Annotated in this window: 11 protein-coding genes (1 of these 11 cut by a window edge); 8 read left to right on the forward strand and 3 right to left on the reverse strand. The window is 50.5% G+C overall.

Annotated features, from left to right (window positions below):
- A protein-coding gene (leuD, locus tag K1X45_RS09360; RefSeq protein ID WP_220158668.1) for a 3-isopropylmalate dehydratase small subunit crosses the window boundary here: on the reverse strand, positions 1-508 show its 5' portion. It extends 98 nt beyond the left edge of the window; only the first 508 of its 606 coding nucleotides appear in the window; it begins with the start codon at positions 506-508; its stop codon lies beyond the left edge, outside the window.
- Positions 509-751: 243 nt separating this feature from the next.
- On the opposite strand from leuD, the gene K1X45_RS09365 reads away from it, so the two are divergent.
- Complete coding sequence (locus tag K1X45_RS09365; RefSeq protein ID WP_220158669.1) at positions 752-1621, forward strand: CoA ester lyase; 870 nt, start codon at positions 752-754, stop codon at positions 1619-1621.
- Positions 1622-1652: 31 nt separating this feature from the next.
- Positions 1653-1859 (forward strand): DUF1737 domain-containing protein, encoded by a 207-nt coding sequence (locus K1X45_RS09370; RefSeq protein WP_220158670.1) that lies wholly within the window; start codon positions 1653-1655, stop codon positions 1857-1859.
- 48 nt (positions 1860-1907) lie between these two features.
- Here K1X45_RS09370 and K1X45_RS09375 read toward each other — a convergent pair whose 3' ends face one another.
- The gene (locus K1X45_RS09375) at positions 1908-3944 is read right to left on the reverse strand and encodes a M3 family metallopeptidase (protein WP_255560953.1); all 2037 of its coding nucleotides are present in this window, start codon (positions 3942-3944) and stop codon (positions 1908-1910) included.
- 155 nt (positions 3945-4099) lie between these two features.
- Here K1X45_RS09375 and K1X45_RS09380 point away from each other — a divergent pair, with 155 nt between their 5' ends.
- The 4 genes from K1X45_RS09380 to typA all read left to right on the forward strand — a co-directional run bounded on the left by K1X45_RS09380 (position 4100) and on the right by typA (position 9540).
- Positions 4100-4567, forward strand: a complete 468-nt coding sequence (locus K1X45_RS09380) for a MarR family winged helix-turn-helix transcriptional regulator (RefSeq protein ID WP_220158672.1) — start codon at positions 4100-4102, stop codon at positions 4565-4567.
- Between the two features lie 44 nt (positions 4568-4611).
- Entirely contained in the window at positions 4612-5880 is a 1269-nt protein-coding gene (locus K1X45_RS09385; protein ID WP_220158673.1) for a multidrug effflux MFS transporter, read from the forward strand.
- A gap of 231 nt (positions 5881-6111) precedes the next feature.
- On the forward strand, positions 6112-7500 hold the full coding sequence (gene mgtE / locus K1X45_RS09390; RefSeq protein ID WP_220158674.1) for a magnesium transporter: 1389 nt from the start codon (positions 6112-6114) through the stop codon (positions 7498-7500).
- 222 nt (positions 7501-7722) lie between these two features.
- Positions 7723-9540, forward strand: a complete 1818-nt coding sequence (gene typA / locus K1X45_RS09395) for a translational GTPase TypA (protein ID WP_022709449.1) — start codon at positions 7723-7725, stop codon at positions 9538-9540.
- A 66-nt stretch (positions 9541-9606) separates the two neighbouring features.
- Here typA and K1X45_RS09400 read toward each other — a convergent pair whose 3' ends face one another.
- Positions 9607-10056 (reverse strand): universal stress protein, encoded by a 450-nt coding sequence (locus tag K1X45_RS09400; RefSeq protein WP_022709763.1) that lies wholly within the window; start codon positions 10054-10056, stop codon positions 9607-9609.
- A gap of 393 nt (positions 10057-10449) precedes the next feature.
- On the opposite strand from K1X45_RS09400, the gene cysK reads away from it, so the two are divergent.
- Both cysK and K1X45_RS09410 read left to right on the forward strand, forming a co-directional pair.
- Positions 10450-11418 (forward strand): cysteine synthase A, encoded by a 969-nt coding sequence (cysK, locus tag K1X45_RS09405; protein WP_220158675.1) that lies wholly within the window; start codon positions 10450-10452, stop codon positions 11416-11418.
- Between the two features lie 348 nt (positions 11419-11766).
- The gene (locus tag K1X45_RS09410; RefSeq protein ID WP_116088558.1) at positions 11767-12210 is read left to right on the forward strand and encodes a DoxX family protein; all 444 of its coding nucleotides are present in this window, start codon (positions 11767-11769) and stop codon (positions 12208-12210) included.
- The last annotated feature ends 351 nt before the right edge of the window (positions 12211-12561 follow it).

The following is a 12561-nucleotide window of genomic DNA, read 5'->3' on the forward strand; positions in this document are numbered from 1 at the left end:
TACAATGGCGTTTGAACTCATCCAGCTCAAAAGCAATCGAGCCGCCATCCGGACCGGAAATTGCCATCGCCTCAAGATCAACCGTCAGCGTGGCATTGGCACCGCGCGAAGCATCATCCATCAACTTATCAAGATCTTCCTGAGAAACCTTGATCGGCAGGATGCCATTCTTAAAGCAGTTATTATAGAAGATATCCGCAAAAGAAGTGGAGATCACGCAGCGGATACCGAAATCCAGCAAAGCCCAAGGCGCGTGTTCGCGGGATGAACCGCAACCGAAATTGTCACCGGCCACCAGAATCTGCGCATTGCGATAAGCAGGTTTGTTCAGAACGAAATCCGGATTTTCGGAACCGTCTTCATTAAAGCGCATTTCCGCGAATAGACCTTTACCAAGACCTGTACGCTTGATTGTCTTCAGATAATCCTTAGGGATAATCATATCCGTATCGATATTGATGATCGGCAACGGAGCGGCAACGCCGGTAAGCTTGGTAAATTTTTCCATCGGTCTCGTAACCTGTAAGTCAAAATGCTTTTCTCATTGTGCTTTACACCAGCTTTTTGCAGAGTCAAAGGCCTGAAATCCAAGCGAAGTGCCGCACCATGATAATAATGCGCCCCTCAACCCCAAAGGCAACTACCTTTTCATTGATTGCCTATGATATTCAATTCAAACAATATCCTGTCATTTTTGACTGGTTTTCAGATCAAAAATAACACGAACATCTTTGTCAGGGAGAAATTCTGAGTGACACTTTATCAGCCGCGCCGTGCCGTGCTTTATGTTCCGGCCAGCCATCAGAAAGCCCTCGCCAAAAGCACACAACTACAGCCCGATGCCATTATATATGACCTTGAAGACTCTGTTGCCGAGCAAATGAAGCATGAAGCGCGTGATAATCTGCGCGCACATTTTCAGGAACAACACCAAACAGAACAAAGCCCGCTAAAAGCTATCCGTATCAACAGTCTTGCCACGCAATGGGGTGAGGATGATCTGAAACTGGCAGCAGAACTCAAAACTGAGGCTATTGTTCTGCCGAAAACAGAAACGCCGCAACAGGTGATAGATGCTGCCCGCAAGCTTGATGATTATGATGCACCGGAGACCCTCGGTATCTGGGCGATGATTGAAACACCGCGCGGTATTCTCAATGCGGATGAAATTGCACGGCTGGCGCAGAAATCCGCTGCACGTCTCAAATGTTTCATCGTCGGCACCAATGATATTGCCCTGAGCACAGGCGTTAAAACCACCAACCATCGCAGTGCATTACTGCCATGGATGATGCAGATTATTCTCGCAGCCCGTGCGGGTGGTATTGATGTACTGGACGGTGTTTATAATAATTTTCAGGATCAGGAAGGCTTCAAAGCCGAGTGCGAACAGGGTGCTATGCTGGGTTTTGACGGGAAAACTCTGATTCACCCTTCCCAGATTGAAACCGCTTTGAACAGCTATTCCTCAACTGCCGAAGAAGCCGCATGGGCAAATCAGGTAATTGCTGCTTTTAATCTGCCGGAAAATGCTGCCAAAGGTGCCATCTCTCTGAATGGCTCTATGGTCGAGCAATTACATATTCGTCAGGCAGAACGCGTCCTTGCGCGTGCGCGCTGATTCTTCTTTCTGCAAACTACAGGAGTTTCCTATGCAGCTTTATCGTTTTCTTACAGGTCCGGATGATTCTTCCTTTTGTCATCGCGTTACTGAAGCCCTGAACAAAGGCTGGATGCTCTATGGCTCACCAAGCCACAGCTATAATGCCGAAGAAAAGAAGATGTATTGCGGTCAGGCTGTAACCAAGGCCGTTGAAGGTCATGAATATTCGCCGGATATCAAACTCGGTAGTTTCTAAAAATGAAAGCCCCTGTAAGAAAACTTGCAGGGGCTTTTTGTATTCGTGTCAAAGACCGCGTTTTTCGATCATCGCCTGCGGGCTTGGCATCCGACCACGGAATGTTTTGTACAATTCTTCCGGATCTTTGGAACCACCCGCCGCATAAATATGGGTCTTCAGCTTTTCTGCCAGATCGGCATTGAAGACATCGCCGCTTTCTTCAAAAGCCGCAAAAGCATCGGCGTCCAGCACTTCCGACCACATATAAGAATAGTATCCGGCCGAATATCCGTCACCGCTGAACACATGCAGGAAATGCGGTGTGCGATGGCGCATGATAATCGCTTCCGGCATATCCAGCTTTTTCAGAACTTCCGCTTCAAAAGCCAGCGGGTCAGTCACAGGCTTGTCACTGGTATGGAATGCCATATCGACCAGCGCCGATGAGGTGAATTCCACCGTGTTGAAACCGGCATTGAAAGTCGCCGCTTTCAGCACTTTATCAATCAGATCCTGCGGGATTGTCTCACCGGTTTTATAATGTGTGGCGAATTTCTCCAGCACCGGACGTTCGGTCAACCAGTGCTCATAGAGCTGAGACGGCAGTTCGACAAAATCACGCGACACTGCGGTGCCGGAAATTGCAGGCCATGTCACATCGCTCAGCAGTCCATGCAGGGCATGGCCGAATTCGTGGAACAGTGTATGTGCATCATCCAGCGACAACAGAGCCACCTCACCTTTCGGCGGCTTGGCGAAATTCATCACATTATAAATGATCGGTGGCTGACCATCATCCAGACGATGAGACGACTGCAAAGCGCTCATCCATGCACCGGAGCGTTTGCTCTGACGGGCAAAATAGTCACCCAAGAACAGGCCGCGTCGTGAACCATCTGCATTGAACACTTCCCACACACGCACATCCGGATGCCATGTCTGAATACCCTGATGTTCTTTGAATGTCAGGCCGAACAAACGTGTTGCAACATCAAAAGCTGCTTCAATAATTTTATTGAGCTGCAGATAAGGTTTGAGATCACCTTCATCAAAAGCGAAGCGCTCGGCACGCAGTTTTTCGGCATAATAGCGCCAGTCCCAACCGGCTACCGGATGATTAAGCCCCTCACCGGCAATCAGCTTTTCCAGATCAGCCTGTTCTTCCGATGCGCGTTGTTTGGCTTTATCCCAAACCGGCATCAGCAAATCCATCACCGCATCGGGTGTTTTGGCCATTGTGTCATCGAGCTTGAACGCAGCGAAATTTGCATAGCCCAGCAGCTTTGCCTTTTCATCACGTAAGGCAACAATCTCTGTCACCAAAGACCGGTTATCAGTCTCACCACCGTTTTCACCGCGCTTTGCCCATGCTTCATAGGCTTTTTCACGCAAATGGCGAACAGAGGAGAAAGTCAGAAACGGTTCAACAATCGCACGGGAAAGCGTAACTGCCCATGCATCCTCACGACCGCGCTCTTCAGCTGCCGCTTTCATCGCAGCCCGCAACTGCTCCGGCAGACCGGCAAGCTCGGCCTCATCAGTAATGAACAGAGCCCATGATGCTTCGTCTTTCAGCACATTCTGGCCGAAACCGGCACCAAGACCGGCAAGCTTTTCATTAATATCAGCCAGCCGTGCCTTGTCCTGTGCATTCAGCTTGGCACCGTTACGCACAAAGCCTTTCCAGCTCTTTTCCAGCACACGCAGCGTTTCTGTATCCAGTCCGAGATCGGCACGGTTCTGATAAAGCGCATCAATTCTGGCAAACAGCGCTTCATTCATCATGACACGCGAATGGTGACGGGACATTTTCGGCGCGACTTCGCGCTCCAGTGCCTGAATATCCTCATTGGTATGGGCACCCGCGCGCATCCAGAAAATCGCAGCAATATGGGAAAGATCACGGCCGGAAAGCTGCAATGCTTTCAGCGTATTCTCAATTGTCGGCGCATCAGGGTTCTGCAGAACAGTTTCCACATCCGCCCAGTCTTTCTCCAGAGCAATATCAAAAGCCGCTTTAAAATCCGCATCACTGAATTTACTGAAATCCGGCAGACCAAGCGGGCCGCTCCACTGGCTGAGTGCTGAATAGGCGGGCGTCATCTGATTGTCCTGCGGCATATCTCACGGTCTCCGGTTTGCAGAATTACATTTCAAACATTTAAGCAGCCCGCTTATCCGCCACAAGTGATTTATACGGATAATTGACCGGTTTGAAAATAAATAGTAAGGAAACCTTATTATAAGGATGCCTTACAATGTTTACAGGAAAATCCTACGATCCCGATAGTTTCGGCTTCGTTGTCTATGATATCAGCCGGCTTTTCAGCCTTGAGCGGGAGCGTAAGATCGTTGCCGCAGGTCTTGAACTCACCGCTTTCGAGTCACGGACACTGGTTCATGTGGCGCGTTATCAGCCAGCCCGCCAGTCTGTCCTCGCCGAGAGTATGAATATTGAAGCTATGACCCTGTCCGGCTATCTCGACAGGCTGGAAAATCGTGGCTTGCTGCGCCGTGAGCCTGATCCCGATGACCGCCGCGCCAAACTGATTTTTCTCAATGATACAGCTGTACCGGTTCTGGATGAGTTGAAACGCATTGTGAAAGAGACCATCGCCGATGCTTCACAGGCGCTGCCGCCGGAAGAATGGCAGAGATTTTTGAATAATCTGCTGACCGTCCGCGCGCACTTAAGACAACTCAATCAGGAAAACCGGAAAAGCTGATCCGATTATCCGCAATTTAGCTCCCAGCCATAAAGCATGCCGCTATGCCCGATTCATCACCCCGCGAAAAACCATCCCCGCTTGTCATTATGTCCGAGCGCCGCGTCGGCATTATCGGCGGCTTTCTTGCCGCCATCGGCCCGCTGGCTATGTCGCTTTATACACCTGCCATGCCGGAAATTGTCTCGGATTTCGGCACCACTGAGGCTGCAGTTAAACTGACCCTGACCGCCTATTTCGGCGGCTTTTGTTTTGCCCAGCTGATCTGCGGCCCCCTATCAGACGGCTATGGCCGCAAACCCATCACTATTCTTTTCATGTCGGTCTATCTGGCAGCCAGTGTGCTGGCATTGTTTGCTCCGACTATTGAGATCATGGTGCTGGCACGCCTGTTACAGGGTGTAGGGGCTGCGGTCGGCGTTACCATGTCCCGCGCAATTGTCCGCGATCTGTTTACCAGCGACCGCTCGGCGCGGGTGATGAACCTGATCGGCATCGTGCTGTCCGTCGGCCCTGCCATCGGCCCGACACTTGGCGGACTGACACTGGAATTCCTCGGCTGGCATGCGATCTTTCTGGTGATGATCCTGCAAGGAGCGGCAGTCATACTCATGATGCTGCTTTTTGTGCAGGAAACCGGTAAGCCCGATCCATCCCGTGTCCGGCCGCGGGCACTCGTGCAATCCTATTTCAGCCTGCTCAAAACCCCGCACTTCCTGTTTGCCAGTCTGGTGCTTACCGGCGCTACTGGTGCGCTTTATACATCAGCCACCATCATGCCCTTCATTCTTATGACGCGTGTGGGGCTGTCACCGAGCACTTTCGGCATGGGCATGTTGCTGCAAACTGCATTCTATATTTCAGGCGGCATTATTTACCGCCTCCTGATGCAGCGCGTGACCGTTTTCCAGATGTCCTGCATCGGGCTGCTCTGCACCGGCTCCGCCAGTATCCTGCTCGCTGTGTTGCTGCGCATTTATGAACCGGGCTATCTGCTGGTGATGTTACCGATGGGGCTTTACGTGATGGGCATTGCCTTTCTCACGCCGCAGATGACAACGGCAGCCATGGCACCTTTTCCGAAAATTGCCGGTTCGGCTTCCGCTTTGATGGGCTTCTTCCAGATGGGCGGTGGTCTGGTCGGCGGCATCATTTCAGCCTCTATGTGCGATCCGGTTATCGCCATGGCAACATTATTGCCGCTGATGGGATTACTGTCATTAATCAGCTATATCATGTGGAACAGGTTCAAACTGCCTCTGGCCCCTACCTTGGAGCATCCGATCACCCCTGAAAAATCTGCAGACCGGTAAAGTCAGACTCTCATAGAATTGTCAGGCAAAACAGCAGGGTTGACAAGCGCGGCCCGAGAGCACAAAACACGCCCAGACCATCAGGTCTGATTTTAACCGGAGTTTTACTCTTATGCCCAGCGACAGTCACAGTCGATTGTTTATGCCGTCAATGGCAGATCTGACCTGATCGCAGGAGCGATTGGTTTGTCACGATCTGCCATGACGGCGGATCGACAGAGAGGCAAACCAATGAACAACAATAACGGCACCTTCCGTGCTGCTCTCGATACAACGAATCTTGCAATCTCCGCCCTGCTTGAGCAGATCGGTCAATTGCGTACTGGTGATGCTGTTGAACTGATTAACGAGCTTGATCTCGACGATCAGGTCACTTTATTCCGCAGCATTTCAACCGAACAGGCTGTTCTTTTTCTGGATCAGCCGGAACTGCATTATGCAGACCAAATCATTGACAGTCTGGATAACGGACGCGCCGCAGAGATCCTGAACGGCATGTCTGCAGACCGTGCAACAGACATTTTCCATGATCTGGACTGGCCGTCCCGCAACCGTCTGTTTTCAGTTCTTTCACCGGAAACCAAAACCGCACTGAAAAAACTGATGGGCTATCCGGCCGATACCGCCGGTGGTCTGATGACAACGGAATTTATCGCTGTGCCATCCACATGGACAGTCGAACAGACTTTAGCTCATATCCGGCAGGTCGAGCGCTCCCGTGAAACGGTCTATGCCATCTATGTTGAAAATCCGGAAACCCGCATTTTACAACATGTAGTATCACTGCGCCGTCTCATCACCGCCAATCCGCAAGCCGGTATTGCAGAAGTCGGCCGTGATCAGGAACCGCTGACAATTCCGCCAATGATGGATCAGGAAGAAGTTGCACGTCTGTTCCGCAAGCACGATCTTCTGGCAATTCCTGTTGTGGACGAACAGCACCATCTGATCGGAATTGTCACCGTGGACGATGTGCTGGACGCCATGACCGAAGAAACTTCGGAAGATGCCTATAAATTCGGTGGTATGGAGGCTTTCACCAAGCCTTATATGCAGATCAGCTTCTTTGAAATGCTGCGTAAACGCGGCGGTTGGCTTTGCATTCTTTTCTTAAGTGAAATGCTGACGGCCAGTGCCATGCAGCATTTTGAAGTGGAACTGGAAAAAGCCATCGTTCTGGCACTGTTCATTCCGCTGATTATGAGTTCGGGTGGTAATTCCGGCTCGCAGGCCACATCCCTGCTGATCCGTGCCTTAGCATTGCAGGATCTCAAACTCGGTGACTGGTGGCGTGTGGCACTACGCGAAATACCAACAGGTCTGGCGCTGGGTTCCATGCTGGGCCTGATCGGCTTTGTCCGTATCGCAATCTGGCAGAAAACCGGTCTCTATGATTACGGCGAGCATTGGCTGCTGATCGGCATCACAATTGCTGTGGCACTGATCGGTATTGTGCTGTTCGGCTCTCTCTCCGGTTCGATGCTGCCATTTGTTCTGCAGCGTCTCGGCCTTGATCCGGCCAGCGCCTCTGCACCTTTTGTGGCCACTCTTGTCGATGTGATGGGCTTGGTCATCTATTTCAGTGTTGCGGTAATTTTCCTCACCGGAACACTGCTTTAAGCTCGGAACAGGCCGGAATTTTCCGGCCTTTTTCTTATGCTGAAAATGTCCGTCAGGCTTTTTATGCAGTCAGTGCACAGCAGCAATGAGATATGCAATATGCTAAAATCAGCCCGCCCCCTTTTAAAATTGGCGAAAAACCTGTAAGAGCGCCCCATTATCTGCGGCGTTCACGAGGGATATCCTTAAGCGTCCCAACCCCCTATTCAGAGTGATAACTCAATGCAATTGCGCAACATCGCGATCATCGCACACGTTGACCACGGCAAAACGACCCTGGTTGACGAACTTCTGAAACAGTCCGGTGTATTCCGCGACAATCAACGCGTTACCGAACGCATGATGGACTCCGGTGATATCGAGCGCGAGCGCGGCATCACCATTCTTGCCAAGGCAACTTCCGCTGTCTGGAAAGATACACGCATCAATATCGTTGATACTCCGGGCCACGCCGACTTCGGCGGTGAGGTTGAGCGTATCCTTTCGATGGTTGACGGTGTTGTTGTTCTCGTTGACTCCGCTGAAGGCCCGATGCCTCAGACCAAATTCGTGGTCGGTAAAGCCCTCAAGCTCGGCCTGCGTCCTATCGTTGCGATCAACAAGATCGACCGTCCGGATGGCCGTCATGAAGAAGTCATCAACGAAGTTTTCGACATGTTCGCAGCGCTCGATGCGACTGACGAACAGCTCGACTTCCCGATCCTTTACGGTTCAGGCCGTAACGGCTGGATGGCAGAAAATCCGGAAGGTCCAAGCGATCAGGGTCTGGCTCCGCTTTACGATCTGATCGTCAAGCACGTTCCTGCACCAAAGGTTGCTGAAGGCCCGTTCTCGATGATCGGTACCATTCTGGAATCTGATCCGTTCCTAGGCCGCATCATTACCGGTCGTATTCACTCCGGTACTTTGAAGCCGAACCAGTCGGTTAAAGTGCTCGGTCAGGACGGTAAGCTACTGGAAAACGGTCGTATTTCCAAGATCCTCGCTTTCCGTGGCCTGGAACGTACTGCCATTGAAGAAGGTGTGGCAGGCGATATCGTTGCTATTGCCGGTCTTTCCAAAGGTACTGTGGCTGACACATTCTGCGATCCTTCAATCAACGAAGCCATGAAGGCTCAGCCGATTGATCCGCCGACCGTTACCATGTCCTTCATCGTGAATGACAGCCCGCTGGCCGGCACCGAAGGTGACAAAGTTACCAGCCGTGTTATCCGCGACCGTCTGCTGAAAGAAGCTGAAGGTTCAGTTGCTCTGCGCATCGAAGAATCCGAAGACAAAGATTCGTTCTATGTTTCCGGCCGCGGTGAATTGCAGCTTGCTGTTCTCATCGAAAACATGCGTCGTGAAGGCTTCGAGCTGAGCATTTCCCGTCCGCGTGTTGTGATGCACAAAGACGAAGACGGCAATCTGCTGGAACCGGTAGAAGAAGTCGTTATCGACGTTGACGAAGAATATTCCGGTACTGTTGTTCAGAAAATGTCTGAACGCAAAGCGGAAATGGTTGAGCTGCGTCCATCCGGCGGCAACCGCGTTCGTCTGGTATTCTTTGCACCAACCCGCGGTCTGATCGGTTACCAGTCTGAACTGATGACTGACACACGCGGTACAGCGATCATGAACCGTCTGTTCCACGAATATCAGCAGCACAAAGGCGAAATCGGCGGACGTAACAACGGCGTGCTGATCTCCAATGATCAGGGCGAATCGGTTGCCTATGCAATGTTCAACCTTGAAGACCGCGGCCCGATGATTATCGATGCCGGTACCAAAGTTTATCAGGGCATGATCGTTGGTATTCATACCCGCGACAACGATCTGGAAGTCAACGTGCTGAAAGGCAAGAAGCTGACCAACATGCGTGCATCCGGTAAGGATGAAGCTGTTAAGCTGACCCCGCCGATCCGCATGACTCTGGAACGCGCTCTGTCCTGGATTCAGGATGACGAACTGATGGAAGTAACACCAAAATCCATCCGTCTGCGTAAGCTTTATCTGGATCCGAATGAACGCAAGCGTTTCTCGAAGTCCAAAGGCATGTAATTATGCTTAAAAAGAAAACGGCGCTTAAAGCGCCGTTTTTTTATTCCCTGAAGAACTCAAGGCCGGTTATTTAACAACCAGAACCGGTATTTTGCTCAGCGACAGGACTTCTGCTGCCTGACTGCCCAGCAAAAGCTTGTTCATGCCACGGCGGCCATGCGATGCAACCACAATCAGTTCAGCCTGATGGGTCTCGGCAGCTTCAACAATACCCACGGCCGGTGACTGATTTTCAATATGCAAGCCTTCAACAGTCACACCTGCATCGCGCGCTTTGGCGATCGCCTGCTGCACAATGGCTTTGGCCTGCTCTGCCATGGAGGTACGGTATTCTTCAAAAATTTCAGGCGAAGTGCTTAAGCCCGGCGCTACAACAATGCCGTAGCTCGGAAACAGATCCGTTACAGTCAGCACTGTAATTTTAGCGGACAGTTCTTTGGCCAGACCAATTGCCTGTTCCAGCCCTTTATTGGCAAGCTCCGAACCATCAGTCGCCACTAAAATATGTTTATACATGTTCTCGTCTTTCCCTTTTACAGCATCCGCCGGAATGCACCCTGTCTATTATATGTGTGTTTCTGTTCCGGTTTTTCAATCAGCATCACCATAAACACGCAATATTCAGAATAGACTCCTGTGAAACACATCATAATATAAATCTAGGAATGAACAGGCCAAATTACATTGATCAGGATCAAAATGATTGTGATTTCCCGCATCGGAAAAAGCCTGAAAACTATATGGAATTTGCTGAACTGCGGCTCCCGCTCCGCCCTCATGCTATAAAATAATTCTAATATTTCACATTGATAGAATAATATTCTAAGTTACCCCTGCATTCTGGAAGCCTGCTTCTATAATCCTGAACGGTCAGGCTCTATGCTTTGCGAAAAGATCAGGAGATTTGGTATGAGCGATTCTAACAAACCAGGCCGCGGCCGTATTTATTCTTCTATTATTGATACAATCGGCAACACACCGCTTGTCCGTGCGGATAAATTTGCCCGCGAAAACGGCGTGGTCGCCAATCTTCTCGTTAAACTCGAATTCTTTAACCCGCTGGCCAGTGTCAAAGACCGTATTGGTCTGGCAATGATTGAAAGCCTTGAAACCGAAGGCAAAGCTGTTCCGGGTAAAACCGTATTTATCGAGCCGACATCCGGTAATACCGGTATCGCACTGGCTTTTGCGGCGGCTGCCAAAGGCTACAGCCTGATTCTCACCATGCCTGAAACCATGTCGATTGAGCGCCGTAAATTGCTCAAATTGCTGGGTGCGGAACTGGTGCTGACCGAAGGCGCAAAAGGCATGAAGGGTGCGATTGCCAAAGCAGAAGAACTGGCTGCAGGCAATCCGAACGCAATTATTCCGCAGCAGTTTGAAAATGCCGCGAATCCGGAAATTCATCGCAAAACAACAGCGGAAGAAATCTGGAATGATACCAATGGTGAAGCGGATATTCTGGTTTCCGGTATCGGCACCGGCGGCACGATCACCGGTGTTGGTCAGGTGCTGAAAGCCCGCAAACCGTCATTCAAGGTCGTCGCGGTTGAACCAAAGGATTCGCCGGTGCTTTCCGGTGGCAATCCGGGTCCGCATAAAATTCAGGGAATCGGCGCAGGCTTTGCACCGAAAACACTAGATACCGGTGTTTATGATGAGATCATTCAGGTCGCCAATGAAGATGCATTCGCTTTTGCACGCCAGATCGCCAAAGTTGAAGGTATTCCGGTCGGCATCTCTTCCGGTGCGGCACTGAAAGCTGCTGTGGAAGTCGGCAAACGTCCGGAAAATAAAGGCAAAAACATTGTCGTAATTATTCCGTCCTTTGCCGAGCGTTATCTCTCAACCGCTCTGTTCGACGGGCTTGATGCCTGATCTGCCTGCTTAAAACCATCAGCGATAAAACCGGCGCAATCGTGCCGGTTTTTTTATGTCACTCTTTGGTGTCCGGTACTGAATCGCTTCCGTAAATATAAAGCGAATATAAACGAATACTTTGTCACCCATGCCCGATTCAGCACATCGGACACTGATCTCTCAGGTGCAGTCTCTTTCATCACGCAAAATTCATATCAGAAAAATATCCGGTTCTGTTAAATGGATACAAGAATCGAACCGTACGGTTTAATACACTTAACCTATGTTTCAGTTCGTCTATCTCAGGAAAATACAAAAAAGATTTCACGTGAAACGCAAACAATCCAAGCGCAGAGCAACTGATCTATGACAGACAAACTTTCTGAACCATCTTTAATGCTGCCATTTCTGGCGCCTGTTTATGCCCGTTTTCATGATATTGCCTATGCAGTGATGCGTGCGGCCAGCGGCGGCATCATGGCTTTCTTCGGCTGGGAGAAGCTGTTCAACGGCGACATGCCACGCGATATCGAATTGTTCCGGCAACTGGGGCTGGAACCGGCAATCCCTCTGGCCTATTTCACCAGTATTCTGGAATTTATAGGGGGCATAGCCATAGCAATCGGCCTGTTCACCCGCCCCCTCGCCTTCATGCTATTCATACAGATGATTGTTATTCTGGTGATGGTGATGATCCCGCGCGGCAGCGGTTTCCAGCTTTCTACCGTCTGGTTCGGTGTCTTCATGTATCTGAGCGTGGCCGGCAGCGGACGCCTGTCGCTGGATCGTCTGATCGGCAAACAATTCTGAAATACAAAAGCCGGCTCATGAGCCGGCTTTTTTCATTTTCAGTTGACCGGATCTGGGAGCTATCCGGAAAACAGTAAAGCTAATGCGCTATACGCCCAGCGGGCGCACAGAGATCGCTTTAGTGTGAATGACGGGCAGCACAGGCCGGACCCGGGCCACGCATATAATGGCGTTCCGGACGGTAGCTTGGTGCCAGAAACTCGCGAATAATTTTAAAAATTTGACGAAACTGAACGATCAGACCCATCACACTACACCCTGATTAATTTAACATTATTATTTTTGCTGAAGCACAAATCACAACAGTGAATTTAAGGTAAATATTAGCGAAGAAAGGTGAACACGAAGTGA

Origin of the sequence: Pseudochrobactrum sp. Wa41.01b-1, from assembly GCF_019464455.1 — a bacterium.
Classification (GTDB): domain Bacteria; phylum Pseudomonadota; class Alphaproteobacteria; order Rhizobiales; family Rhizobiaceae; genus Pseudochrobactrum; species Pseudochrobactrum saccharolyticum.

Coding starts and splice junctions, on each gene's coding strand:
- K1X45_RS09370 (WP_220158670.1), top strand. CDS start 1,653: ATGCAGCTTTATCGTTTTCTTACAGGTCCGGATGATTCTTCCTTTTGT.
- K1X45_RS09375 (WP_255560953.1), bottom strand. CDS start 3,944: ATGACGCCCGCCTATTCAGCACTCAGCCAGTGGAGCGGCCCGCTTGGT.
- K1X45_RS09380 (WP_220158672.1), top strand. CDS start 4,100: ATGTTTACAGGAAAATCCTACGATCCCGATAGTTTCGGCTTCGTTGTC.
- K1X45_RS09385 (WP_220158673.1), top strand. CDS start 4,612: ATGCCCGATTCATCACCCCGCGAAAAACCATCCCCGCTTGTCATTATG.
- mgtE (WP_220158674.1), top strand. CDS start 6,112: ATGAACAACAATAACGGCACCTTCCGTGCTGCTCTCGATACAACGAAT.
- typA (WP_022709449.1), top strand. CDS start 7,723: ATGCAATTGCGCAACATCGCGATCATCGCACACGTTGACCACGGCAAA.
- K1X45_RS09400 (WP_022709763.1), bottom strand. CDS start 10,056: ATGTATAAACATATTTTAGTGGCGACTGATGGTTCGGAGCTTGCCAAT.
- cysK (WP_220158675.1), top strand. CDS start 10,450: ATGAGCGATTCTAACAAACCAGGCCGCGGCCGTATTTATTCTTCTATT.
- K1X45_RS09410 (WP_116088558.1), top strand. CDS start 11,767: ATGACAGACAAACTTTCTGAACCATCTTTAATGCTGCCATTTCTGGCG.